At 69.0% G+C, this 23,595-nt stretch carries 24 protein-coding genes and 1 rRNA gene; 9 read left to right on the forward strand and 16 right to left on the reverse strand.

Annotated elements, in window-relative coordinates:
* Nucleotides 1-93, forward strand: a 5S ribosomal RNA gene (gene rrf, locus FCH28_RS16275); the annotation flags it as partial.
* Nucleotides 94-312: 219 nt separating this feature from the next.
* The gene (locus FCH28_RS16280) at nt 313-732 is read left to right on the forward strand and encodes a hypothetical protein (RefSeq protein ID WP_136740754.1); all 420 of its coding nucleotides are present in this window, start codon (nt 313-315) and stop codon (nt 730-732) included.
* Between the two features lie 22 nt (nt 733-754).
* On the opposite strand, the gene FCH28_RS16285 is transcribed toward FCH28_RS16280, so the two are convergent.
* The 9 genes from FCH28_RS16285 to FCH28_RS16325 form a co-directional block, all read right to left on the reverse strand.
* Entirely contained in the window at nt 755-2,398 is a 1,644-nt protein-coding gene (locus FCH28_RS16285) for a type VI secretion protein (protein ID WP_425471938.1), read from the reverse strand.
* A complete protein-coding gene (locus FCH28_RS16290; protein WP_136741123.1) occupies nt 2,395-3,873 on the reverse strand; it encodes an ATP/GTP-binding protein in 1,479 nt (492 codons plus the stop codon). Before FCH28_RS16290 ends, FCH28_RS16285 begins: the two co-directional genes overlap by 4 nt.
* A gap of 48 nt (nt 3,874-3,921) precedes the next feature.
* Nucleotides 3,922-5,484 carry an SCO6880 family protein gene (locus FCH28_RS16295; RefSeq protein ID WP_136740755.1) on the reverse strand — a complete coding sequence of 521 codons (1,563 nt, stop codon included), beginning with the start codon at nt 5,482-5,484 and terminating at the stop codon, nt 3,922-3,924.
* Entirely contained in the window at nt 5,481-6,794 is a 1,314-nt protein-coding gene (locus tag FCH28_RS16300) for a hypothetical protein (RefSeq protein WP_136740757.1), read from the reverse strand. Before FCH28_RS16300 ends, FCH28_RS16295 begins: the two co-directional genes overlap by 4 nt.
* The gene (locus FCH28_RS16305; protein ID WP_136740758.1) at nt 6,784-7,632 is read right to left on the reverse strand and encodes a DUF8175 domain-containg protein; all 849 of its coding nucleotides are present in this window, start codon (nt 7,630-7,632) and stop codon (nt 6,784-6,786) included. Before FCH28_RS16305 ends, FCH28_RS16300 begins: the two co-directional genes overlap by 11 nt.
* Nucleotides 7,633-8,118: 486 nt before the next feature.
* Nucleotides 8,119-8,430, reverse strand: coding sequence for a hypothetical protein (locus FCH28_RS16310; protein WP_136740760.1), 312 nt, complete (start codon nt 8,428-8,430; stop codon nt 8,119-8,121).
* Between the two features lie 168 nt (nt 8,431-8,598).
* Complete coding sequence (locus FCH28_RS16315) at nt 8,599-8,805, reverse strand: DUF397 domain-containing protein (RefSeq protein ID WP_136740762.1); 207 nt, start codon at nt 8,803-8,805, stop codon at nt 8,599-8,601.
* A gap of 9 nt (nt 8,806-8,814) precedes the next feature.
* Nucleotides 8,815-9,063 (reverse strand): DUF397 domain-containing protein, encoded by a 249-nt coding sequence (locus FCH28_RS16320; protein ID WP_342781633.1) that lies wholly within the window; start codon nt 9,061-9,063, stop codon nt 8,815-8,817.
* Nucleotides 9,011-9,901: a helix-turn-helix domain-containing protein gene (locus FCH28_RS16325; protein WP_136740765.1), complete on the reverse strand. Its 891-nt coding sequence runs from the start codon at nt 9,899-9,901 to the stop codon at nt 9,011-9,013. The genes FCH28_RS16320 and FCH28_RS16325 overlap by 53 nt, the downstream gene beginning before the upstream one ends.
* Before the next feature lie 152 nt (nt 9,902-10,053).
* Here FCH28_RS16325 and FCH28_RS16330 point away from each other — a divergent pair, with 152 nt between their 5' ends.
* The 3 genes from FCH28_RS16330 to FCH28_RS16340 all read left to right on the forward strand — a co-directional run bounded on the left by FCH28_RS16330 (nt 10,054) and on the right by FCH28_RS16340 (nt 12,814).
* Entirely contained in the window at nt 10,054-10,512 is a 459-nt protein-coding gene (locus FCH28_RS16330; RefSeq protein WP_136740767.1) for an ATP-binding protein, read from the forward strand.
* Between the two features lie 291 nt (nt 10,513-10,803).
* Nucleotides 10,804-11,808: a C40 family peptidase gene (locus FCH28_RS16335; protein WP_136740769.1), complete on the forward strand. Its 1,005-nt coding sequence runs from the start codon at nt 10,804-10,806 to the stop codon at nt 11,806-11,808.
* Nucleotides 11,809-12,070: 262 nt separating this feature from the next.
* On the forward strand, nt 12,071-12,814 hold the full coding sequence (locus FCH28_RS16340) for a phosphatase PAP2 family protein (protein ID WP_136740770.1): 744 nt from the start codon (nt 12,071-12,073) through the stop codon (nt 12,812-12,814).
* Between the two features lie 287 nt (nt 12,815-13,101).
* Here the strand turns inward: FCH28_RS16340 and FCH28_RS16345 are convergent, their stop codons facing one another.
* The 5 genes from FCH28_RS16345 to FCH28_RS16365 form a co-directional block, all read right to left on the reverse strand.
* Nucleotides 13,102-14,568, reverse strand: a complete 1,467-nt coding sequence (locus tag FCH28_RS16345) for a hypothetical protein (protein ID WP_136740772.1) — start codon at nt 14,566-14,568, stop codon at nt 13,102-13,104.
* On the reverse strand, nt 14,555-15,685 hold the full coding sequence (locus FCH28_RS16350) for a WXG100 family type VII secretion target (RefSeq protein WP_136740775.1): 1,131 nt from the start codon (nt 15,683-15,685) through the stop codon (nt 14,555-14,557). The genes FCH28_RS16345 and FCH28_RS16350 overlap by 14 nt, the downstream gene beginning before the upstream one ends.
* Nucleotides 15,685-16,017 (reverse strand): hypothetical protein, encoded by a 333-nt coding sequence (locus FCH28_RS16355; protein ID WP_136740776.1) that lies wholly within the window; start codon nt 16,015-16,017, stop codon nt 15,685-15,687. Before FCH28_RS16355 ends, FCH28_RS16350 begins: the two co-directional genes overlap by 1 nt.
* Nucleotides 16,018-16,852: 835 nt before the next feature.
* On the reverse strand, nt 16,853-18,439 hold the full coding sequence (locus tag FCH28_RS16360) for an FAD-binding oxidoreductase (protein WP_136740777.1): 1,587 nt from the start codon (nt 18,437-18,439) through the stop codon (nt 16,853-16,855).
* A gap of 275 nt (nt 18,440-18,714) precedes the next feature.
* Entirely contained in the window at nt 18,715-18,894 is a 180-nt protein-coding gene (locus FCH28_RS16365; protein ID WP_136740778.1) for a hypothetical protein, read from the reverse strand.
* 212 nt (nt 18,895-19,106) lie between these two features.
* Between FCH28_RS16365 and FCH28_RS16370 the strand changes: the two genes are divergently transcribed.
* Together FCH28_RS16370 and FCH28_RS16375 are read left to right on the forward strand one after the other, a co-directional pair.
* The gene (locus FCH28_RS16370) at nt 19,107-19,982 is read left to right on the forward strand and encodes an SCO4651 family lipoprotein (protein ID WP_136740779.1); all 876 of its coding nucleotides are present in this window, start codon (nt 19,107-19,109) and stop codon (nt 19,980-19,982) included.
* Nucleotides 19,983-20,181: 199 nt separating this feature from the next.
* Nucleotides 20,182-20,364 carry a hypothetical protein gene (locus FCH28_RS16375; RefSeq protein WP_136740780.1) on the forward strand — a complete coding sequence of 61 codons (183 nt, stop codon included), beginning with the start codon at nt 20,182-20,184 and terminating at the stop codon, nt 20,362-20,364.
* A 52-nt stretch (nt 20,365-20,416) separates the two neighbouring features.
* Here the strand turns inward: FCH28_RS16375 and FCH28_RS16380 are convergent, their stop codons facing one another.
* Nucleotides 20,417-20,806: a metal-sensitive transcriptional regulator gene (locus tag FCH28_RS16380; protein WP_136740781.1), complete on the reverse strand. Its 390-nt coding sequence runs from the start codon at nt 20,804-20,806 to the stop codon at nt 20,417-20,419.
* Between the two features lie 194 nt (nt 20,807-21,000).
* On the opposite strand from FCH28_RS16380, the gene FCH28_RS16385 reads away from it, so the two are divergent.
* The gene (locus FCH28_RS16385; protein ID WP_136740782.1) at nt 21,001-21,621 is read left to right on the forward strand and encodes a DUF47 domain-containing protein; all 621 of its coding nucleotides are present in this window, start codon (nt 21,001-21,003) and stop codon (nt 21,619-21,621) included.
* A gap of 9 nt (nt 21,622-21,630) precedes the next feature.
* The gene (locus FCH28_RS16390) at nt 21,631-22,629 is read left to right on the forward strand and encodes an inorganic phosphate transporter (RefSeq protein ID WP_136740783.1); all 999 of its coding nucleotides are present in this window, start codon (nt 21,631-21,633) and stop codon (nt 22,627-22,629) included.
* Nucleotides 22,630-22,778: 149 nt separating this feature from the next.
* On the opposite strand, the gene pstB is transcribed toward FCH28_RS16390, so the two are convergent.
* Entirely contained in the window at nt 22,779-23,555 is a 777-nt protein-coding gene (gene pstB, locus FCH28_RS16395) for a phosphate ABC transporter ATP-binding protein PstB (protein ID WP_136740784.1), read from the reverse strand.
* Nucleotides 23,556-23,595: the final 40 nt, after the last annotated feature.

Below are 23,595 nucleotides of genomic sequence, written 5' to 3' on the forward strand. Positions count from 1 at the left end.
ACGCCCGGTTACATTTCGAACCCGGAAGCTAAGCCTTTCAGCGCCGATGGTACTGCAGGGGGGACCCTGTGGGAGAGTAGGACGCCGCCGAACAATTTTTGGGAAAGCCCCGCACCTTGGTGCGGGGCTTTTCTGCGTTTAGGGCCACATGGGCAGGGGCCGGGAGCGCATTTGGCTGGTGTGCGGTCCGTATGAGGTCCGTATGAGGGGATGTCAAGGCAAATCACCCGTTGGGGGGAACGCAACGACGGCGTTTACGGGTAAGGCCCTGGGGCGCGCCCAGCCGGGGCGCCTATATCTCACGGAGGCTGTATGTACCACCGCAAGAGCAGAACTCTCATCGCGGCACTGCTGGCTGCCACGGCCGTTCTGGGCGGCGCCGGAACGGCCGTCGCAAGCTCCGCCGACGGCGGCGACGATGTCAGCTCCGGGGCCATTCCCCAGGCCGTCGGCGAGCGTCAGAACGCGAACCCGCTCGGTCAGGGAGCCACGCAGTCGCAGGGTGCGACGGAGTCGCGTGGCATGCAGGGCGGCAAGTCGGCGAAGAAGTCGGGCGGCGACAGCGGCGGCCAGGGGGCCGGGCTCCTGGGCAGCAACTTGTTCGGTGGGGGTGGGATCCCCGGTGGTGGGAGTGGGATGCCCGGCGGCGGTGCCGGTGACTCGTCGATGGGCGGCGGAATGCCGACGGACGCGATGGTTTCCCTGAGCCCGGGCCAGATGCCCAAGGGCTGAGCGGCCGGGACGGTGTGAGTCCTCAGGCCGGCAGAGCGCTGCTGGGCCAGCGGGCTCGGGCCTGCTCCTGGGAGCGGACGGTCGCGAGGGTCAACAGGCCGCGCGTACCGCCCGTTTCGAGGAGCTCGGGGAGCGCGGGCAGCGGGGCCAGCGCCGCGATGTCGTCGAGGACGAGGGTGAGTGGTGGGTCGAGCCGACCGTCAGATGACCGTTCGGCCATGCGGCGGCCGTGCTCGACCACGCTCGAGAGGAGTGCGGTGAGCAGGGGCATCGCACCCGGATTGGTACGCGGATCCTCGATGGACTCCCCGACCACGTAGAGCGTTCCCCCCTCGTCGATAAATGATTCGAGAATGAGCGAATCTGCTCGTAGCGGGGTGCAGGCATCGCGGATATGGATCGAGGAGAGGGCTGTCAGTGCGCGGCCTACCAACTCTTTGGCGATCTCGCGGCGTTCGGCGTGCGCGGTGAGCACGGACTCCAGCTCGCCTGCCTGGCCGGCGGATGCCTTGGTGCTGGTGCGCAGGATGCGTACGGGCTCCTGGGCGGCGCCGGTGGCGTGGGCCCAGCGGTGGAGCTGGCGGAACGGGCGGCCGTCCACCGCTGCGGCGTGCAGCCAGCAGCGGAGCAGGGTCTGGGCGGCGTCCGCGACGGCCGAGTCCAGGGCGCTGACGGGGCGTACGGGCGCCAGGAGGGCGGTGGCGCGGGCCGCGGCGGTGGTGATGTCCTCGCAGCCGGAGGTCGGTGACCAGCGGAGCCGGGCCGGGGTGTCGAGGCGGTGCGTGGGGTCGTAGGTCAGGAGTGGGCCGAGTTTGGCGCGGGCGTCCTTGGTCTCGGACCAGAGGGCGGGGTCTGTCGTGGCGACGACCAGCGGGCCCTCGGCGGCGGTCGCGGCGGCGAGGGCGGCGGTGCGGGTGGTGGTGCGGTCGGGGCCGAACTCGATGCGGGGGAGCGGGGGGTGGGGCTGCGCGGCTAGGGGTGCCGCGGCTTGTGGGGGGCCCGCTTCGGACTCCGGCTGCCCGCCGGTGGGGGTGCCGCTGTGCCCACCCGTGCCGCCCTGCGGCACGCCTGCCCACAGCTTGGTAGGAGCGGGAGTTGGCGCGGCCGTGTCGGACGAGGCCGCGGCGGGGGGCGATGGTGCCACCGCCGCACCCTCGCCGGCCGTCTCCCGAGGCTCCTCGTGCGCTTCGCGGGCTGCCTCGCGCCGTGCTGCCCGTACCGCGCGGTACCGCGTGACCGTTCCCAGCGTGAAGATCGTCAGGACCAGCAGCACCATCAGCTGGCCGATCAGTATTCCCCAGAACAGGCCGTAGCCGGAGAGCTGTTCCTTGGGGGTGTCGGGCCAGGCGGCGGCCAGGTCGTGCGGGGCGGAGACGAGATGGCGCAGGGCCATGGGCGTGCCGGTGAAGGTGACGCGGTCGGGCCAGGCGCCGTGGGCGAGGAGGCCGGCCAGGCCGGTCGCCGTCCACACCAGCAGGGTCAGGCCGAGGAGGAAGGCGAGCAGGCCGACGAGGAGGGAGTCGGGGATACCGCGCTCCCGGCCGCCGCGTCCGTCCCGCCCGTCCCGGCCGTCACGTTCCCCGTACCCGCCGTGTCCGTCCCGGCCGTCGCTCCGCCCCCGATCGAAGCGGCCGCGTCCGCCGTATCCGCCGTATCCGCGATTCACGCCACCGTCTCGCTCGACTCGTCCCTCAACTGCCGTTCCATCGCCATGGCTTCGGCGCGCGCCTCGGCCTCGGCGTCCGCCGCCCGCTCGATCGCGCGCGCCTCGTCCGACACCGTGGAGGACGCCTCGGTCATCGCCCGGTCGGTGTAGACCAGGGGGCGTTCGGCCTCGGTGATGAGGTGCTTGACGACCTGGACGTTGCCGTTGACGTCCCATACGGCGATGCCGGGGGTCAGGGTCGGGATGATCTCGACGGCCCAGCGGGGGAGTCCCAGGACGCGGCCGGTGGCGCGGGCCTCATCGGCTTTCTGGGCGTAGATCGTCCGGGTCGACGCCATTTTGAGGATCGCCGCGGCCTCGCGCGCGGCCGCGCCGTCGACCACGTCGCTGAGGTGGTGGACGACGGCCACGAAGGACAGGCCGAGGCGGCGGCCGAACTTCAGCAGCCGCTGGAAGAGCTGGGCGACGAACGGGGAGTTGATGATGTGCCAGGCTTCCTCGACCAGGAAGATGCGCTTCTTGCGGTCGGGGCGGATCCAGGTGTGTTCCAGCCAGACGCCGACGATCGCCATCAGGATCGGCATCGCGATCGAGTTGCGGTCGATGTGCGAGAGGTCGAAGACGATCAGCGGGGCGTCCAGGTCGATGCCGGCGCTGGTCGGGCCGTCGAACATGCCGCGCAGGTCACCGTCGACGAGGCGGTCCAGGACCAGTGCCACGTCCAGGCCCCAGGCCCGTACGTCGTCTATGTCGACGTTCATGGCCTCCGCCGCCTCGGGCTCCGGGTGGCGCAGTTGCTCGACGATGTCGGTCAGCACGGGCTGCCGGGTGGTGAGGGAACCGTTCCCTCCGGTCCCGTCCGTCCCCTCGGCCCCCTCAGGGGTGCCGAATTCGTTGAGCACCGTCGAGTGCGCGACCTTGAGGGCGAAGCCGGCGCGTTCGTCCAGGCCGTGGCCCATCGCGACCTCGATGATCGTACGGAGCAGGGCCAGCTGGCCGGTGGTGGTGATCGACGGGTCGAGGGGGTTGAGGCGGATGCCCCCGTTGAGGGCGGCGGTCGGGTCGAGGCGGATGGGGGTGATGCCCAGCTCCTCGGCGATGAGGTTCCATTCGCCGACGCCGTCCTCGCCCTGCGCGTCCAGCACCACCACCTGCCGGTCGCGGAACCTCAACTGCCGCAGGACGTACGTCTTCTCCAGGGCGGACTTGCCGTTGCCGGACTCGCCGAGGACCAACCAGTGGGGTGCGGGCAGCTGCTGTCCGTACAGCTGGAACGGGTCGTAGATATAGCCCTTGCCGCTGTAGACCTCGCGGCCGATGATCACGCCGGAGTCGCCGAGGCCGGGCGCCGCGGTGGGCAGATAGACCGCCTGGGCCTGGCCGGTGGAGGTGCGTACGGGCAGCCTTGTCGTCTCCACCTTCCCGAACAGGAAGCTGGTGAATGCGTCGGTGAGGGCACCGAGCGGGTCGAACATGGCCATGACGTACGCGCCTCCCAGGGGCGTTAGCGGCGTTCAGCGGCGTTAGCGGCGGATACCGGTCGCGAACGGCAGGGTGTTGACGAAGGCCCGGTGGTGCTCCCGGTCGCACCACTCCAGCTTGAGGTAGGACTTGCCGGCCGAGGCGCGGATGGTGCGCTTGTCGCGGGCGAGCGCCTCGGGGGAGCGGGCGGAGACCGTGATGTAGCCGACGAGGTTGACGCCGGCGGCGCCGGAGGCGAGGTCCTCGCCGCGCTGGTCGACGCGCCCGTGGTGGGCGACATCGCGCGGGTCCACGACCCGGTTCATCTTCGCGGCCCGGCTCGCCTCCGCGTCGTCGTTCGTCTTCTCCGTCAGCATCCGCTCGATGGCGATCTCGGTGGGTTCCAGGTCCATGCAGACCGCGACCGTACGAATCACGTCCGGGGTGTGCACCAGGAGCGGGGCGAGGAAGTTGACGCCCACCGGGGTGAGCGGCCACTCCTTGACCCAGGCGGTGGAGTGGCACCAGGGCGCGCGGGTCGTGGACTCGCGGGTCTTGGCCTGGAGGTACGTCGGCTCCATCGCGTCCAGCTCGGCCGGCCAGGCGTTGCGCTTGCTCATCGCCTGGATGTGGTCGATGGGGTGGTCAGGGTCGTACATGGAGTGCACGAGGGAGGCGAGGCGGGCCTGGCCGAGGGGCTGGCGTACCCGGATGTCGGCTTCGGCGAGCCGGGCGCAGATGTCGTTGAGCTCGCGGGCCATGACGACGGCGAGCCCGGCGTCCCGGTCCAGTTTCTGGCGGAGCAGGCCGGTGCGCTGGGTGTGCGCGGCGCGCGCCATGGTGGTGGCCTCTGCGGCCAGTTCGCGGGTGTAGTGCATGCACGCGACGAGATAGGCGCGGTGCTGCTCGGAGGACGTGGAGACCATCGACTGGAGCTGGTCGTAGGAGTCCTTGAGCCAGCGGGGGGCCTGGGTGTCGCCGCGCTGGGCGACGTCCTTGGCGTGGGCGTCCGGGTCGGCCGGGAGCGTACGCGCCAGGATCTGCAGACGAGTCACGAAGCCGTCCCCGTTGGCCACGTGCTTGAGCAGCGTGCCGAAGCGGTCGACCAGGGCCTCCTGGTCCTCGCTGTCGCGCAGGCCGACGCCGGGGCCCTCGATCTCGATGGCCGCAGTGACGGTTTTGCGGTCGGCGTGCAGGAGGACGGCGATCTCGTCCGGACCGAACGGGGCGGCCAGCCAGTTGATCCGGCCGATGCCGGGCGGCGGGCCGATCTCGACCTCCCGGCCGTCGAGCCGGGTGCCCGCCTCGACGGCGCCGGAGCGGTAGGCGGTGCCGCGCCGGACCGTACGGCGGTAGCTGCGGTTGATCTCGAACCACTTGTAGAACGTGCGGCCCTTGTACGGGACGTAGACGGCGGCGAGCCCCAGCATCGGGAAGCCGGTGAGGGTCGCGATCCGCAGCGGGAGGACGGGCACCAGCAGGCCGCACATCATGCCGAGGAACGCGCCCGCGATGATCATCGCGATCTCGCCGGTCTCGCGGTTCTTGCCGACGATCGCGTTGGGCCGGGCACGGCCGATCAGATATGTGCGACGGGGCGCGATCGGGTGGGACTGCGTACTCACCGCCCATCACCTCCTGCTGTCTTGCCGGTGCGGGCGCCGCTGCCGGAATCGGGGCTCGTACGGGGAGCGGGGGTGGTGGGGGTGGAACGGCCGCCGCTGGTGCGGGTGCTGTGCGCGGCGACGCCGCCGGAGACGGAGTCGGCGGGCCGGGACTGGCCGCCCTGCGCCTGGCTGCCGCCGCCGTCGCCGCCGGAGTTGCGGGAGCTGTGGGTCTTGATGCCCTGGGAGACGAGGGCGGCCGGGGAACTGATGACGGCGGCCGCCTTGTTCTCCGCACTCTGCATGATGCGGTTGTTGCGGGAGTTGGCGATCTCGTCGCCGAAGCCGGGGACGAAGCGGTAGATCATGGCGCTGGCGAAGATGGCCAGGATGATGATGGCGAGCCCGGACACGACGGCGGAGAACGCGTTGGGGCCGTCCTCCGAGGAGAGCGCGCCGGCGATGCCCAGCACGATCACGATGACGGGCTTCACCATGATCACCGCGATCATGATGCCCGCCCAGCGGCGGACGTGCCCCCACATGTTCTTGTCGACCAGCCCCGCGTAGACGACGGTCCCGAGGAGCGCGCCGACGTACAGCAGCGCCGCCCGGATCACCAGCTCCAGCCACAGCACACCGGAGGCGAGGATGGACACCAGCGACACCACGATCAGCATGATCGGCCCGCCGCCGATGTCGGTGCCCTTGGTGAGCGCCTGCGAGAACGCGCCGAAGAACGTGTCGGTCTGCGCCCCCGTCCCCCTGGCGATGACCTCGGTGACGCCGTCGGTCGCCGAGACGATGGTGTAGAGGATCAGCGGCGTGAACGCGGACGCGAGGACGGTCAGCCAGAGGAACCCGACCGCCTCACCGATCGCCTCGGTGAGGCGTACACCGCGCACGGCCCGCTTGGCGACGGCGAGCAGCCAGAGCACCAGCGTCAGGATCGTCGAGGCCGCGAAGACGACGGCGTACTGGCGCAGGAAGTTGCTGTTGGTGAAGTCGACCTGAGAGGTGGACTTCACGGCGTCGGAAAGCTTGGTGACGATCCAGGCGGCGGCTTTGGCACAGCCCTTGGCGAGCGATTCGAGGGGGTCGAGGGGGTTGTTGTCGAGGGGGTTGGAGGGGGGGAGTTTGGGGGAGTCGGCTTTGTCGCCGTCTTGGCAGTAGTCCTTGGCGGGGCCGACGATCAGATCGCACTTGTCCTTGGGGGACGGACTGGGCTTGGGGGCGCCCATCGCGCGGGTGGCTAGCAGGAACACGGTGGTTTGCACGGCCGTCACCGCGGCTGTGATCGTAAGGGCGCGCCTCCGTTGATTACCGCGCATACGTGAACCCTCCGTACTGTTCAACCGCTTCGGCGATCTGGTCTGCGCCGGACGTCTTGTTGTCCCCGTTGACCGGGGCAGGTCCGTCCTGCTGTGAGAAGCCGTCTACCTTCCAGTCGCCGTCTGCCCACTTCAGCTGGAGACGCATGGTGAACCAGTCACTGGTCACCGGGGCCGTCGACTTCGCGCCGGCCGTGCCGAAGAGGCCCGTGCACCACACTTCGAGGCTCGCGGTGTCACCGGAGAGCTTGACGAGTTTGGTGCCCACGGGGACGGTGCGCGAGATGTAGGTCATGCCCTGAGCTGCGTCGCCGTGCGCGTCGAGGCCGAGCTTCTTGAGGAACCCGGTGGAGTACGCCCCGTCGAGCTTGCCCTGCATCTCGTCGACCTTGTCCGGTGCGAAGACTTTCTCGACGATTGCGTGGCGCTCGTCGGGCTTCAGGATGTTGGCGGAAACCAACGCCACCGCGTAATTCGCCGCCGCCGACTGCGCCCCCTGCTCCGTCTTCGCGAAGCCCGAAGCGATGCCGCCCGTCTTGCCGTTGACCGGCTTGGTGCCCGTAGGGGCCGTCGGCTGGGCGTCCGCGTCCTTCGCGGAACCGCTCGACGCCGAGTCGCCGCCGCCGCCCCCGCCCTGGTTGGCGAACGCTATGGCCGCTATCAGCAGCACCACCACGCCCACGATCGTGACGAGGTTCCGGCTCGACATGCCGGTTCTGGACCGCCGTCCCGATCCGTAGACATCGCCCTCGCCGTCGGGCAGTCTCGTACGCGTCTGGCCCGTCCCGTGGCCGCGACGGCCCTCGCCGCCGTAGCCGCCATCGTCGTTGAGACTCATCGCCCCTGTGCCCCCTCTGCCGGCATCGCCGTCTCTGCCGTTGTTGTGCCGCCCTCATATGACCGTAGCCGCGCGGGCGGCGGCACGGGCGCAGTGGTACCAGTACATCTCACGGTGACGGGTCCTCAGATGCTGAACAACGGCGGCGAATGGGGGACTTTGGGTTGTTTGTGCCCATCGTCTGCTCCCGCATCCGCCGCAGCCTTCTTCTCTCCGGATCCACCTGTCCCCATCCGGCGCCCGGCCCAACCGGTGTGCTGGTCGTGGGCATGACGGAGGCATGGCGAAGGGCCTGTCGGGCCGGGTGAGCGGGCGTCAGCATGGGGCCTCGGCAGGGAGGTGCGGCATGTGGGGGGATGAATGGAGGCACGGCACGGTGGAGGGGTGGCGGGCAGGGGGCGCATGGGGGGCGACGCCGGGACGGACGGATGCGTGGGTGCGCGGTCCGGCGGGTCTGGCGGGCTCGGCGGTAGGGTCGGCGGCGGGCTAGACCGCCATCCCGTAGACGATCGTGAACAGCGTCCCGAGCGAGCCGATGATGAAGACGCCGGTCAGGCCGGCCACGATCAGGCCCTTGCCCTGTTCGGCGCTGAACGTGTCGCGCAGCGCGGTGGCGCCGATACGTTGCTTGGCCGCGCCCCAGATCGCGATGCCGAGGCACAGCAGGATCGCGATCGCCATGACCACTTCGATCATCACGCGGGCTTCGGTGCCCAGGCTCCCGAACGGCCCCCAGCTCGGGGCGATTCCACCGATGATGGTGGTGATATCGCCTTTGTCGGGTGCAGCAAGGAACATGTGTGAACTCACCGCCTTGTGTGGGTAGTTGTGTCCCGCGCCCCGCGGCACAGGTCAGCTTCTATCTTCGCCGACGAAGACGTCCTTCGGATGTCGACTTGGCGGCTTTCTTTCGGTCTCACCGTGTGTATCACGGCCGATAACGCTGAGCAATGAGCGTTTGGGCTGCTAGAGCCCGGCGAAGTGGTCGAACTCGCCTGCCTTCACGCCGAGTACGAACGCGTCCCACTTGCGGCGGGTGGTGGTGATGACGTTGTCCGGCTCGGTGTTCGTGCGGAGGTAGACGGGGTCGTTGTCCTCGTCGCCGCCGAAAGCGATCTCGATGTATTCGGCGGCGGACGGGTCGTCGGTTGCCTTGATCCAGTCGAGGGGCATGGGGGTTCCTTATGGGTTCCTCTTGAGGTGGGCGAGGAATTGGGCCCAGGTGGGACGGGCGGTGAGGGCGACGTCGGTTGGGCGGTCGCTCTCGCGGAAGTGGACTACCCCGTCCGGGCTGGTTGCCACCTCGACGCAGTTGGAGCTGCCGTTGCCGCTGCTGTAGCTCGATTTCTGCCAGCTGAGCATGGATGTAGGTCCCTTCTCACAGGACGTAGAGCAAGTGCTGTACGAGCCCGAGTGACTCTGTCTTCGCATAGGTCACGCGTTCGGGGCAAGCTGCGAGCGGGGCAAGGGCGGAGGAACTGAGGCTCTCGAAAGCGGCGTTGTACTGGGCCAGCTGCGGCGGATCGTCCAGAAACAGTGCCGACACCGGGTGCTCGATATACACCGTGCTCAGTTCGGGCACTGCCGATTCCAGAAGGACGAAAGGGGCGCCCATCGCGTCGGGGTAGGTGGTGGCCTTGAACGGCAGGATCTGGATGTGCACATGCGGCAACTTGGCCATCTCGATGAGATGGGTGAGCTGGCGGCGCATGATCGCGGTGTCCACGAAGCACATGTGGAAGGCCGCCTCGTGGATGACCGCGTGCAGTGTCGGCGGCTTGTCGACGTCGAGCACCTGCTGGCGACTCAGCCTGAACTCGGCGTACGTGTCGAGGGTCCGGCTGTCGGCGACGGGGTGTCCGCTGTTGAACAGGGCGCGCATGTACTCCTCGGTCTGGAGCAGCCCCGGCACATAGAGCCAGTCGAAGGTGCGGTGCACGGAGGCTGTCGCCTCCAGTTCCGCGAGGTCGAGAACCCGCGAGTCGAGCGCCTTCTTGTACGTCGACCACCAGCCCTTGCCGGTGGCGTTGCTCATGGCGACCAGAGCTTCGACGAGGGGTTCCTGCTGGCAACCGTACGCAGCCGCCAATGCCCGCAGCTTCGCCTCCGGGGTCGCCGTTCTCGCGGCCTCGATGTGGCCCAGATGCGGCGAGCTGAGGTCGGCGAACGTCGCTGCTTCGGTCGCTGACATGCCGGCGGCCTCGCGCAGCCTGCGCAGTTCCACCCCCAAACGGCGCTGGCGTTGCGTCGGGTTGGCCCGAAGCCCCATGACTGCCTCCTCCTGATCAGAAGCAGTCTGCCCGGTCCTGGCAGCGCGGTGCCACTCGTTGGGGGCAACTTCCCTAGTTGGGTTGCCAATTGGAAACTCGCAACCCTACCGTCGGAGATCTCAGCGACGGCATCGCTAGAAGTGAGGTCTCCATGACCGTGGCCACGACCGCCTCCGCCGACTTCTCCCTCGTCTTCCCGCCGCACCCCGGCTGGGTCCGTACGGCCAGAGAGGCGGTCCGTACCTCGCTTCGTACCGCGCACCGCGACGATCTCGCCGATACCGCGCTGCTGTTGACGTCCGAGGTGGTGACGAATGCCGTCAACGCGTGCCGGGGGAGCGGCTGCTCGGAGCCCGTCACGCTCTACGTCGAGTGGCAGGGGCCGGGCACGCTGCGGGTCCTCGTACACGACGCGGCCCCCGCGCTTCCCGCCGTGCACTGTCTCGCGGCGGATGCGGAGAGCGGGCGGGGGCTGCTGTTGATCTCCGAGTGCGCTGCCGAGTGGGGCGTGTGCCGGTACGGGCCTGAGCCCGGGAAGTCGGTCTGGTTCGAGCTCGGGGGGCTCGAACCGCTCGGGGACGCGGCGCCGTGCCTACTTCGGGGCGTGTGACATGGCCCAGATCATGACGAGCGCGATCAGGTGGATCGCGAACAGGAAGTACGCCACCCGCCACCACATGTGCCGGCTCATCTGCTTCTCGTTCTTCATGGGCGCGCGTCCTGTCGTCAGTGTCTCCAGCCAGTGTCGCGCATGCGGGGGTGATCTTGTGCGCCGGTGGGGCGGATCCCGGACGCCTTGGCGCCCCTCCGCACCGCCCCTGCGCGGCCCCGTGCGGCCGGAAGTGGCGCTCGCCACGTCGAAACAGCAGTGAACGGCGCCTGAATGGGGGAGGGTTGGGGAGTGCGGAAATACTGGGTTGCCGGTGGGATCGGGACCGGGCTGGTGCTCGGTCTGCTTGGGCTGCTTGTGATCGGTACGTACATGGCCGCGGCCGGGCTGGGCGCTGCCGGCGGGCGGGCCGTGGGGCTGGCCAAGGGGGCCGTACCCGCCGCATATCAGTCATTGGTGCAGAAGTGGGGGACGCTCTGTCCGGCGATCAACCCCGCGCTGCTCGCCGCCCAGCTCTACCAGGAGAGCGGGTGGAACCCGAAGGCGCAGAGCCCGGCGGCCGCGCAGGGGATCGCGCAGTTCATCCCGGGCACCTGGCAGACGCACGGCGTGGACGGCAACGGGGACGGCAAGAAGGACGTGTGGGACCCGGAGGACGCCATCCCGTCGGCCGCCTCGTACGACTGTGAGCTGGCCAAATACGTGAAGGACGCGCCGGGCGACGCCACCCACAACATGCTCGCGGCGTACAACGCGGGGGCGTACCGGGTGATCCAGTACAACGGTGTGCCGCCGTTCCGCGAGACGCAGAACTACGTGAAGACGATCACGACGCTGGCGAAGAGTTTCGAGGCGCCGGTGGGGCGGGTGGAGCCGTCCAAGCAGGCCGCCGCGGCGATCTACTTCGCGCAGGAGCGGCTGGGGACGAAGTACTTGTGGGGCGGGAACGGGACGGCCGAGCAGGGCGGGCGGTTCGACTGTTCCGGGCTGACGAAGGCCGCGTACCACTCGGTGGGCATCGAACTGCCCCGGGTGGCGAACGACCAGTGGAACGCCGGGCCGCACCCGAAGCGGAACGAACTGCTCCCCGGTGACCTGGTGTTCTTCGCGTACGACCTGAACGATCCGCGGTCCATCCACCACGTGGGGCTGTACGTGGGCGGCGGCTACATGATCAACGCGCCCTATACGGGGGCGGTCATCCGGTTCGACAAGATCGATACGCCCGACTACATCGGTGCCACCCGGGTCACGTCGGATGGCGCAAAAGCGCTGCCCGCCGCGAACGCTGCGTGAACATATGGCCCTGAACTGCAGCGATGAGTCAAGCTTCGATAACGTCCTGGTGATCTTCCGGTAGAGGTGGAACGCAGTGGCCGGGGATCACGTTTTCCTGGCGTGGGGGCGTACCGAACCAGTGAAGTGGCGCGGCAGCGGCGTAGCGAATCCGATACGCGCTTGGATGCAACGGCTTGACGCAGCAGGACGCTCGACGACCACGGGGGGTTGGCAGCACACCTAGGCGCTCGCGCGCGCGAAAGATAAGGGGCCGCGGCAGATGGCTGGACTCGCACTGGAGGGGCCGAACCCAGACCTTGACGTGCTCGACAGCGTCAACGGTCTTGCGAAGGACGCTCCGAACTGGGTCAACCGCGCGATGGAGTACATAGGCGAGTACGGCATCATCGCCGGGCTCGCGGTGCTGTGTCTGATCGCGTGGTGGACGGCCCGTCGCAAGCCGGACGCGCCGGCTGCCATCGCGAGCCTCGTGTGGGCGCCGCTGGCGGCCGGTATCGCGCTGCTGGCCAACATCCCGATCCGGGCGTTCGTCGAACGGCCGCGGCCGTTCAAGGACCACGCCGGGCTGGAAGTGCTGATCCCCGGCAAGAGCGACTTCTCGTTTGTGAGCGATCACGCGACGCTGACGATGGCGGTCGGTGTCGGCCTGTTCGTCGCCAACCGGAAGTACGGACTGGCCGGTATCGCGCTGGCGCTGGCGGAGGGCTTCTGCCGGGTCTACATGGGCGTGCACTACCCGACCGACGTGGTGGGCGGGTTCGCGCTCGGCACGGCCGTCGCGCTGCTGCTGGCCCCGCCGGCGCAGGCGATGCTGGTACCGCTGATGACGGCCATCGGGCGGTCGCCGATCCGTTGGCTCGTGGTGGCGCCGGGCACCTCGGCGGACGCCGGAGCGGACGGCCTCGCGGGCCAGGACGCCGAGAACGGCCGCGTCGTGGCCGCGGGCTCGGGGATGCCGCGGGGGCGCGGGGAACGAGAACGGGACAAGGACTTGGCGGCCTGAGGAACGGATTCGGGGTCTGAGGGGCGGACTTGGCGGCCGGTGGATCTGGCCGTCTCCGCCTGAGGATCCGGCCGACTGACGAGAACTCAGGACCTGGCGGGCGTGGCCGTACCGGTTCCGCCACCAGGAAGCTGACGGATTACGGGTGCAAGAAGTAATCCCGAGGTGAGCTCGAAGTAATCCGGCGGACCTGAACGAGCGAAGGGCCTGCCCGCGGCGTGAGGCCGGGGGCAGGCCCTTTCGCCTGCCTCTTCGTCTCTTCCCTCCGGGACGTTCCTCGGAGGGCCTCAGCTCGATTCCGTCCCCTCCGAGGACATGGCCGAGCGCATGGCAGAGCGCAGTTCCGACGGGTACGGGGCACTCATCGCGACAAAGCCGAGTGCCAGCCCGGCGACGGCACCGGCGATCCCGGTCACCCAGCGCCAGAAGCCCGGGATGTCGAAGGTCAGCAGCGCGGCGCAGCCGATGAGCACCGCGGCAAGCACGAACACGGACGGTGCCATGTACAGCACCCACGCGGAGCGCGGGTCCCAGAGCCGCAGAGGGCGCGCCTCGCCATTCCCCGCAGCGGCCTTTTCGACGGAGACACCCTCGGCGGCCATCGTCTGTGCTTCGTCGACCTTGAGCATTCCGTGCATCACCCAGCCGTCGTCGGAGACCAGCGCCGCCGAAGTGCTGTCCGTGGAGAACCGCCCGCCACCGGCACCGCGCCGGGCATCCCAACACAGCCACAGATGCTGCCCCTTCAGGGAATCGGGGACGTGTTCCTCTGTGACATCGGCCAGGAAATGCGCGGTGCGGGACGACGCGGTGACAATTTTCAGGCACGGGTCTTCACCGGGGTCCCGCCGCACGACAGCGGGTCCCAGGCATGTCCCGCGTACGGCGATATCGGCCTGGCCCAGCCGGGAGAAGGAACGGAATCCACGACGCCAGGAAAGGATGACCACGGAGAAGGCGATTCCGGCGGCCCAGACGACGCCGACGATCCAGACGAGCCCGGTCCTCATCGTGGAGCCCTCCAGCGCATCACCGAGGCTGCGCTCGTCCCCCGCGAGGGCGCCCAGTCCGGGATGCGCCCGGGCGTAGAGGACCGAGACCTTGCCGCCCGGGTGCGGACGGTCGGGCGTGACCGGGTGGACGGTTGCCGTCACCGGCACCCTGCCCGCCCCCGGGGCAAGCCGGACGACCGCCGTCGAGGTGTAGTAGTCATGGCCCTTGCTCGGATCGTGGAGCTGGACGTCGCTGACCTTCTCGATCGGTACGATCGCGAACTCCGCCCCGGCGTCGGCGATGCGCTGCATGTGTCCCGGCCGCTGGGGTGTCCCTGTCACCAGGGCGAAAAGGGTCACCAGCACCGTGGAGGCCCCGAGGTACCACGCGAGGGAGCGCCCCTGCATGCCTCGACGCGAGGGCAGCACCCGGGGCGGTCCGTCCGGTTCCGCGGCACCTGGCCCGCCCGCCCCTTCGCTCCCCGAGAACTCGGCGACGGCGATCGTGGCGTACGGCCGTCGTCCCCCTGCCGCGCGCTGGCAGACGGCGACGCCGCCGACACAGGCCAGCGCACACCCCAGCGCGACAAGAATCGCCGTCCGGCGCGGCTCCGGATCCGACCAGAAGAGCCACAGCGGCAGGACGGAGACGGTGGCTGCCAGTCCGAGTGCGCCGAAACCCGCCCCGGCCCGGCGGGGTGCCGCGCCCGCCCGGTGAGGGGCGGTTGCGGCACCGGTTGCGGCATGGTCAGCCGAAGACATCTCGTACCTCGTCGGTCGCTGTTTCGTTACGGCCCTTGGTGCCCTGCTTGGCGCCCGTCTGACCTTCCTTGGCGCTCTTGTCGACGTCGTCGAAGCCGTCCTTGCCCTCGTTGCCCGAGACGCCTCCGGCGATGGGGACGACGGTGCCCCATGCAGTGTCCATGTTGGCCTCATGATTCGCCGCTGGGCGATCCTGCATCTTGATGTCCGCCGCAAGCCGGTCCATTTCCCGGTCGAAGCCTCGGGAAGCGCCACCGACCCCGCCTGCCGCGCCACCGGTGACGGCGGTGATGGCCGTCTGCCGGGCGTCCATGTCCTTACCCTTCACTACGGAATCCAGGGCGTCGCCGGCGACGCCGCCGGCTGCACCGCCGACCGCACCGCTGACGAAGTCGCCACGACCCAGGGCCGTCGCGAGTTTTCCTGCTCCGGCGCCGACCGTCGCACCGCCGATCCCTCCCATGACGTTGGTCTCCCACTCCGGTCCCTTGCCGCTGGCGAGACTGGTGGCCACACCGCCGGCGGTGCCGGACACCGTGTTCACCGTGAAGGTCTCCAGAGCTTTCACGCCGCGTTGCATCAAGGACGGCCTGAGGAAACGTATGTTCTTGAGCGCCCGATAGGCCCGGGCGATGGCCCTCAGCATCCTGCCCAATTTACCCGCCGCGTCCAAGGCTCTCTTGGCCAGCATTGCTACACGCGTCGCACCCACCCCGGCCGAGACACCGAGGGTCAGGAACGACATGCCGATCGAGACGCCGACTGAGATCCCGATCTCGATGTAGATGTCCTCGATTTCCTCATTGACCTCCTCGATGGCTTTCGCGGCCTTGTCGAGCCCCTCGGCAGCTTCATCGAAATTCTCGGTCACGTGGTCGGCGGCCTTTTTGCACCCGTTCCAGTGCTCTTGGAAAGCCTCGGCGGCTTCGCCCCGCCAGGCCTGCCCAACCGCGGCATTGACCTGCTTGTCCAGGGCTCCGAATATCCGATCGAGCTCGGATTTCAGGTGGCGCCACTGCTTGGCGGCCTCCTTCAGCTCGTCAGGCCGGCCTCCCGGATGGACGATCTCAATTCCGAGTTCGACGATCTCCTCGGCTACGGACTCGTTGCCGCTCATTACTTACCCCCGTCGTTGTTCCCGAAGAGCGCCCCGACTCCATGATCGTTGGTCTCCGTGTTCGTACCGACCTGCTTCAGCGCGGCCCCGATCTCGTCCAAATGGACGTACATTGCCTTCACGGCGCTGGCCACATCTGCGGAGTACTCGACATAAGCCGAGGTCACCTCTTCCGACTCGGTCAGGACTCCGAAGCCGTCGGTGATCGCCTCTTCCCCGGTTTCCGCCTTGAATTTCTGGAGGGTTTTCTCCAAGTCGTAGGAGTGTTGCTCAAAGCTGCGAGCCAGCTTCATCAGTTCGTCATGGTCGACATATGACTCTTTGTTAGTCACTTTGCAGCCCTTCCCCGTTGGATCCATACGCTCTGCCAATACCGCTCTACAGTGCCAGCCTAGGTGAAATCCGTTTACGGGGACGACCTTGACGGTGCCTCAGTCGACCACCGAATCGATACGCCATACGGGAATCCGTGAATATCTCCTGTTGCATCGATAATGCAGACGGTAGAGCGCTTTGCGGCGCAAACAGGGCATAGCGTCGTTAAACCGCGCTAAAGCCGGAGCGCCGCCGAGGATTTATGGAGCGGATTCCGTGGAAGCCAGTCAGATGGCGGTCGGCCGGGGAGAGGGGGGCGGTGCAGATATGTGCGGGATGACGGGGGTGAAGTGCCGCCTACCGCCCAGGAATTGGATGATGGGGGAGGTGGTGCGGCGGCTGGGCAGGGGCGGACTGCCGTCGATGCTCCGGTCGGCGTTCAGGCCCTTTCCGTCGCCGAGGTTGGAGGTCCTCGAAGTCAAGAGGCGGCCCGACGAAGGCCAGTTGCCGCACGGTCAGCCGGAAACGCACGGCCGCCTTTGTCGATGACGTGCCCGACGGTGAGCCAGTCGGGCGCTGGTGGTGGCGGTCTGATGATCCTGAAGACGCCTAGAAAGAGGTGGGCTCAGCCGAGCCGGACGCGGACGACAGCGGGCCCGTCCGCCCAGCCGCACAGGGCGTCCAGGCCTATGCCCGCGCCCAGGGGCGCCCGCAGATGGCCAGACTGGCGAACGGTCCGCTGACGGCCATCTGGAAAGCCGCAAGGGCGGTCATGGACCGCCCCATCCGCGCAATACGGCCCAGCGCCCACAGCATCTCGCCGAAGGGGCCGGGCCGTTCGCGAAGGCACCCTCAGAGCGCCTGCGGGAAAGTGCTGAACAGCCGCTGTGGGTCGTAGGTCTGCTTGACCTTGGTGAGGCGGCCGGCGGCTGGGCCGTAGTAGGCGGTCTTCCAGTCCTTCAGGGACGGGTCCGTGTAGTTCTGGTAGGCGGCGCCGGAGGAGTGGCGGCGCATCGCGGAGTGGAAGGAGTCCAGCCAGGCGGTACGGGTGCCGGGCGAGCCGTTGGCGGGCCAGGACGCCAAGTACTGGGCGAGGAAAAGGGATCCGCGGTGCACGAACGCGGTGTCGGTGCGGCCCACCCGGTTGATCGCGCCGCCCAGCGCCGTCAGCGCGACATTGCCGTTGACCCCCTTGCGGCTGCCGGTCTCGATCTGGTCCATCAGGGTGCGGATGCCGGCCGTGGACAGCGCGCGGTCGAAGAAGTGCGAGCGGGCGGCGTAGGTCTCGCGGCCCAGTTGGCCGGCGCCCGTCTGGCCGGGCAGCGAACCCGGTGTGTGGCACTGCGCGGTGGTCTTGGACGAGCAGCCCGCGTAGGCCTCCATCGCGTCCAGGTAGCCGATCGGGTTGATCCGCACGGTGGTCGCGGGGCCGGGGCCGCCGGGCTGGTCGGCGAGTTTGTCGACGGCGTTCTGGAGGTCGCGCTTGGTGCCCAGGGAGAAGACGGCGACGGAGACGCCGGGGGTGCCGCCGGGGCGGGCGTCGAGATGGCAGGCCGACCAGATCTCGTCGGCCTGCGCCGGGCCCCACTTCTGCCAGGAGGCGAGGACCTTGGCCGCCTTGGACCACGGCCAGGTCATGTAGGCCATGACGGCGGGCGGTGCGGGGTGGGTGCGGAAGCGGAGTTCGGTGACCACGCCGAAGTTGCCGTTGCCGGCGCCGCGCAGCGCCCAGAAGAGGTCGGAATGCTGGGACTTGTCGCAGTCGACGGTCTTGCCGTCGGCGGTGACGAGGGTGGCGCCCACGAGGCTGTCGCAGGTCAGGCCGTAGGCGCGGGAGACGACGCCATGGCCGCCGCCGAGGGTGAGGCCGGATATCCCCACGGTGGGGCAGGAGCCGCCGGGGACGGTCACGCCGTGCGGCGCCAGGCCCTCGTACACGTCGATGAGCTTGGCGCCGGCGCCTATTCGGGTCGTGCCGCCGGACGGCGCGGACACCTTGGAGAGGGACGAGACGTCGATGATGAGCTTGCCGTTGCCGCTGGACCAGCCTGCGTAGGAATGGCCGCCGCTGCGGATGGCCACCGGGGTCTGGTGGCGGCGGGCGAAGGCGAGGCACTCCGCTATGTCGGCGGGGTGCTCGACGTACGCGATGGCCGAGGGCTTCAGCGAGTCGTAGCGGGTGTTGTAGAGGCGCCGGGCGGACGCGTACGCGGCGTCGGAGGCGCGTATCAGCTTGCCGTCCAGGCTCTTGCCCAGCGCGCTCCAGGAGGCGCCGGAGACGTTGGCGGCGGCGGAGGCCGCGTTGGCGGTGGTGGCGGCGCCGGAGGCCCCGGCGGGCGCCGCGCCCGCTCCGCCGGTGGACTTGTCGCAGCCGGTGGCCAGGGCGATGGAGGTCGCCGCGAGTCCACCGCCGGCTTGCAGGAGTGTGCGCCGCTTCACTGGGTGAGTCCCCCTCGATGTCGTACGGGCCGGCCCGCCGCCGGTGGTCACGGGGCGGGGGCGAGAGCGCCTCACCGGGTGGATACGGCGGCGCGTTTCCCCTGCGTGCCGCTGTGCCGGTAGTTGCTCCGTGGTGGCCGGTACTGTCCGGGAGTGTCCGATATCGCCCGTGAAGTCCGGTACCGCTCGGCGCTCTTGCTTCCTTGCCTACCCAGATGCGGTGTGGGCGTGGGGGGTTCCCGGAACGGACGGAGTCATTCCATGAGGGGGAGGGCCTACGTGTTGCCGGGCCCGGTGGCCGCCTCGTGCCGCTCGGCGTCCGTGCGCGCCTGGGAGCGGGCGCGCCGGGCCGGGCCCGTCCAGCCGCAGTCGCAGCGGGCCAGGCAGAAGGCGCCGCGCTCGGTGGTGAAGGTGCGGTGACCTGGCGACGGGTCTCGGAAGGCTCGGTCGGGCACCCCGCCACGCTACGCGCTCAGGAGGGTGCAGCGTGACGGCCCCCCGAAATCGTCGTTGAACGGATCGGTGGGCAAAAGCGGCGGATCCGACGACGGAGCCTCTTACGAGCGTGGCGGAGCCTCTGACGAGCCGTTGGCAGGACGCCGACCGTCCGGAAGACCGCGGCCGGCACCGGCCGTCTTGAACACAGCGGCCGAGGGGGTTCGTACGCATGGTGGTGCAGGACAGGCGAGGCGGTGCCGCGGCCGCGGTGGGCGTGGCGTGCGGGACGGGTCTGGTGGTCGGGACCGGCCTGGCGGTCGGGCTGCTGACGACGGGCTGTTCGCCGAACGGTGCCGCCGCCACCGATCAGGCGTCGCCCGGCCGGTTCGCCGCCGCGGAGGTCCGGCGAAGCGTCGACGCGCTGCTGCGGGCCGGCACCGCGCAGGTGCGTACGGCCATGGAGACCGCGAGCGGCGGCACCCGGATCGCGATCCGCGGCACCGGCGGCTACGACTTCCGGACGGGCAGCGGGGAGCTGATGGTCGTCCTGCCCGACCCGGCGGGCATGCCCGCCGGCGGGCGGCAGCCGGTCACCGAGATCCTCGCGCCCGGCGCCCTCTACATGAAGAACCGCGGGGCGGGGGTGCCGGCCGACAAGTGGGTGCGGGTGGACACCGGCCAGCTGGCGGACGGGAATCTGGTCACCGGTGGCGCGACCGATCCGCTGGCCGCCGCCGAACTGCTGCGCGGGGCGCGGCAGGTGACCTACGCGGGGGACGAGCGGCTGGACGGGGTCACGGTGCGGCACTACCGCGGGGTGACGGACATCGGGGCGGCGGCCAGGGCGACGTCGGGGCGGGCGAAGCCGGCGCTGATGGCGGCGGAGAAAGGGTTCACCACCGATGACGTGCCGTTCGACGCGTATTTCGACGAGCAGGGGCGGCTGCGCAAGGTGCGCCAGCGGTTCCACTTCGCCAACGGGGTGCCGAAGGGCGTGTCGGTGACATCCACCACGGAGCTCTACGGGTTCGGGGCGAAGGCGAAGGTGCGGCTACCGGACGAACCGGACATCTACACCGGGAAGATCGCGTCGGCGATGCCGTAGCGAGCGGGAGCCGGGGCGGCCGGAGTCCGCGGCCCCGACCCGTGGCCGGATTGGCCGAAACGGTTCGGTGGGGGGCCTGAGCGGGGCGCATGCCGGGTGGGCGGAAATGGTCCATACGTGCCATGCGCGGAGTGTGTACCCGTCTCTACCCTGGGCTCTGACCACCCCAGGCGTGGGAAGGCGCTCGAAGGAGGAGGTGTTGTACGTGGCACCGCACCGGCATGGCATGGTTCAGGACCACGTAGCCCTCGTCGAGATCGACCTGACCGGTGAGTTGATGATCGCGGCCGCGGCGGCGAGCGAGGATCGGCTCAGCCCGGACCGTATCGATGAGCTGCTGGACGTCGAGGCGGAGGCGGGCGCGGGCGACGGCGAGGCGTGAGATCCGCCACGGCCGGCCCGGCGTCGACGCTTCCGCTCCGGCTGCCCAGCCGTCAGGTGCGCAGCATCCGTTCGATGGCCTTGGTGGCCTCCTGGACCTTGGCGTCGATGGCCTCGGGGCCCTTGACCGCAGCGTCGGCGACGCAGTGCCGCAGGTGCTCCTCCAGGAGCTGGAGGCCGAAGGACTGCAGGCCTTTCGTGCTCGCCGAGACCTGGGTGAGGATGTCGATGCAGTAGACGTCCTCTTCGAGCATCCGCTGGAGGCCGCGGATCTGGCCCTCGATGCGGCGGAGCCGCTTGAGGTGGGCGTCCTTCTGCTGGGCGTAGCCGTGCACGCCGCGATCGTGATCAGTCACAGTCCGGGGGTCGTTTTTCGGCTGCGGGGTATGGCAGGCAGCGGCCGTCTCGGTGCTGCCGGTGGTGTCGGCGTCCGTGGTCGCCATGGCCGTCTCCCCTGGTATCTAGGCGATTTATATACCCCTCGTGGGTATACGGTACTGAACTTTGCGGGCACCGGTGGTACCCCGTGCAGAGCATGCTGCCCGATGGGCGACACTGAAGGAATGCCGGTTAGCAGTGGCTGGATGATGCGCCTAGCATCAACTCGACCGAATCCGATGCACCCCGAGGATTTCACGTGCGCTTTCGTCTGACCCCCAGGGAGACGAGCTTCTACGACATGTTCGCCGCCTCCGCGGACAACATCGTCACGGGCTCCAAGCTCCTGATGGAACTGCTCGGGGCGGACGCCTCCGCACGGGCCGAGATCGCCGAGCGGATGCGGGCGGCGGAGCACGCGGGTGATGACGCGACGCACGCGATCTTCCACCAGCTGAACTCCTCGTTCATCACCCCGTTCGACCGCGAGGACATCTACAAGCTCGCCTCGTCGCTCGACGACATCATGGACTTCATGGAGGAGGCCGTCGATCTCGTCGTCCTCTACAAGGTGGAGGAGCTGCCGAAGGGCATCGAGCAGCAGATCGAGGTGCTGGCGCGGGCGGCCGAGCTGACCGCCGAGGCGATGCCGAACCTGCGCACGATGTCCAACCTCACCGAGTACTGGATCGAGGTCAACCGTCTGGAGAACCAGGCCGACCAGATCCACCGCAAGCTGCTGGCGCACCTCTTCAACGGCAAGTACGACGCCATCGAGGTGCTCAAGCTCAAGCAGATCGTGGACATCCTGGAGGAGGCGGCGGACGCGTTCGAGCACGTCGCCAACACCGTCGAGACCATCGCGGTAAAGGAATCCTGAGCCCCGGCCATGGATACCTTCGCGCTTGTCGTGACCATTGCGGTCGCGCTCGGTTTCACATACACCAACGGCTTCCACGACTCCGCGAACGCCATCGCCACCTCCGTCTCGACGCGGGCGCTGACCCCGCGGGCGGCTCTGGCGATGGCCGCGGTGATGAACCTCGCCGGTGCCTTCCTGGGCAGCGGGGTCGCCAAGACGGTCAGTGAAGGGCTGATCGCCACTCCCCATGGCAGCAAGGGGATGGGCATCCTCTTCGCCGCGCTGGTCGGCGCGATCGTCTGGAACCTCGTCACCTGGTACTTCGGGCTGCCGTCGTCGTCCTCGCACGCCCTGTTCGGCGGCATGGTCGGTGCGGCGCTGGCCGGCGGCACCACGGTGATCTGGTCCGGTGTGGTCGACAAGGTCATCCTGCCGATGTTCATCTCGCCGATCGTCGGCCTGGTGCTCGGCTATCTGGTGATGGTCCTGATCCTGTGGATGTTCCGTAAGGCCAACCCGCACAAGGCCAAGCGCGGCTTCCGTATCGCGCAGACCGTCTCGGCGGCCGGCATGGCCCTCGGCCACGGTCTCCAGGACGCGCAGAAGACCATGGGCATCGTCGTGATGGCCCTGGTCATCGCCGATGTCGAGGACCAGAACGCGGCCATCCCGATCTGGGTCAAGCTGGCCTGTGCGATCACGCTCTCGCTCGGTACGTACGCGGGCGGCTGGCGCATCATGCGCACCCTGGGCCGGCGGATCATCGAGCTGGACCCGCCGCAGGGCTTCGCCGCGGAGACCACGGCCGCCTCGGTCATGTACACCGCGTCGTTCATGTTCCACGCGCCGATCTCCACGACCCATGTCATCACGTCCGGGATCATGGGCGTGGGCTCGACGAAGGGCCCGCGCGCGGTGCGCTGGGGCGTCGCCAAGAACATCGTGATGGGCTGGTTCATCACGATGCCGGCGGCGGCGCTGGTCGCGGCGCTGGGCTACTGGATCGTCCAGCTGGCGTTCGGCTAGCGGGCCGGGTAACCCCCGACAGATGTGAATGGGCCCGCCCCTCGGGATCGAGGGGCGGGCCCTTCGCCTTGCGGTGGCACCGCCATGCAGCACCGCAGGACGCTCGGGGGGCGTCGGCCGCGCGGCCGAAGCCGCGCGGCCAGGACGGCTCAGCCGAAGCGGCCGGAGATGTAGTCCTCCGTGGCCTGGACCGACGGGTTGGAGAAGATCCGCTCGGTCTCGTCGATCTCGATCAGCTTGCCGGGCTGGCCGACGGCCGCGAGGTTGAAGAAGGCCGTACGGTCCGAGACCCGGGCCGCCTGCTGCATGTTGTGCGTCACGATGACGATCGTGAAGCGCTCCTTCAGCTCGCCGATCAGGTCCTCGATGGCGAGGGTGGAGATCGGGTCGAGCGCCGAGCAGGGCTCGTCCATCAGCAGCACCTGGGGCTCGACCGCGATGGCGCGGGCGATGCACAGCCGCTGCTGCTGACCGCCGGACAGGCCCGAGCCGGGCTTGTTGAGGCGGTCCTTGACCTCGTTCCAGAGGTTGGCGCCCTTGAGGGACTTCTCGACGATGTCCTTGAGCTCGCTCTTCTTGTACGAGCCGTTCAGCCGCAGCCCGGCCGCCACGTTGTCGAAGATCGACATGGTGGGGAACGGGTTGGGGCGCTGGAAGACCATGCCGACGGTGCGGCGGACGGCGACCGGGTCGACCCCGGAGCCGTAGAGGTTCTCGTCGTCCAGCATCACCTTGCCCTCGACGTGGCCGCCGGGGGTGACCTCGTGCATACGGTTCAGGGTGCGCAGGAACGTCGACTTGCCGCAGCCGGAGGGGCCGATGAAGGCGGTCACGGAGCGCGGCTCGACGGTCATCGAGATGTCGTCGATGGCCTTGTGGTTGCCGTAGTAGGCGGAGAGGCCGCTGACGTCGATTCGCTTGGCCATGAGGATCACTACTTCTTTCTGCTGGTCGCTGCCTTGGCGG

The organism is Streptomyces piniterrae, assembly GCF_005048155.1.
In the GTDB taxonomy this organism is placed as follows: Bacteria; Actinomycetota; Actinomycetes; order Streptomycetales; family Streptomycetaceae; genus Streptomyces; species Streptomyces piniterrae.

Bases quoted from the DNA above. Each gene is read 5' to 3' on its own strand.
- FCH28_RS16280 (WP_136740754.1), top strand. From the start codon at position 313: ATGTACCACCGCAAGAGCAGAACTCTCATCGCGGCACTGCTGGCTGCC.
- FCH28_RS16290 (WP_136741123.1), bottom strand. From the start codon at position 3,873: ATGTTCGACCCGCTCGGTGCCCTCACCGACGCATTCACCAGCTTCCTG.
- FCH28_RS16300 (WP_136740757.1), bottom strand. From the start codon at position 6,794: ATGCGCGGTAATCAACGGAGGCGCGCCCTTACGATCACAGCCGCGGTG.
- FCH28_RS16305 (WP_136740758.1), bottom strand. From the start codon at position 7,632: ATGAGTCTCAACGACGATGGCGGCTACGGCGGCGAGGGCCGTCGCGGC.
- FCH28_RS16310 (WP_136740760.1), bottom strand. From the start codon at position 8,430: ATGTTCCTTGCTGCACCCGACAAAGGCGATATCACCACCATCATCGGT.
- FCH28_RS16315 (WP_136740762.1), bottom strand. From the start codon at position 8,805: ATGCCCCTCGACTGGATCAAGGCAACCGACGACCCGTCCGCCGCCGAA.
- FCH28_RS16320 (WP_342781633.1), bottom strand. From the start codon at position 9,063: ATGCGAAGACAGAGTCACTCGGGCTCGTACAGCACTTGCTCTACGTCC.
- FCH28_RS16325 (WP_136740765.1), bottom strand. From the start codon at position 9,901: ATGGGGCTTCGGGCCAACCCGACGCAACGCCAGCGCCGTTTGGGGGTG.
- FCH28_RS16330 (WP_136740767.1), top strand. From the start codon at position 10,054: ATGACCGTGGCCACGACCGCCTCCGCCGACTTCTCCCTCGTCTTCCCG.
- FCH28_RS16340 (WP_136740770.1), top strand. From the start codon at position 12,071: ATGGCTGGACTCGCACTGGAGGGGCCGAACCCAGACCTTGACGTGCTC.
- FCH28_RS16345 (WP_136740772.1), bottom strand. From the start codon at position 14,568: ATGTCTTCGGCTGACCATGCCGCAACCGGTGCCGCAACCGCCCCTCAC.
- FCH28_RS16350 (WP_136740775.1), bottom strand. From the start codon at position 15,685: ATGAGCGGCAACGAGTCCGTAGCCGAGGAGATCGTCGAACTCGGAATT.
- FCH28_RS16370 (WP_136740779.1), top strand. From the start codon at position 19,107: ATGGTGGTGCAGGACAGGCGAGGCGGTGCCGCGGCCGCGGTGGGCGTG.
- FCH28_RS16380 (WP_136740781.1), bottom strand. From the start codon at position 20,806: ATGGCGACCACGGACGCCGACACCACCGGCAGCACCGAGACGGCCGCT.
- FCH28_RS16390 (WP_136740783.1), top strand. From the start codon at position 21,631: ATGGATACCTTCGCGCTTGTCGTGACCATTGCGGTCGCGCTCGGTTTC.
- pstB (WP_136740784.1), bottom strand. From the start codon at position 23,555: ATGGCCAAGCGAATCGACGTCAGCGGCCTCTCCGCCTACTACGGCAAC.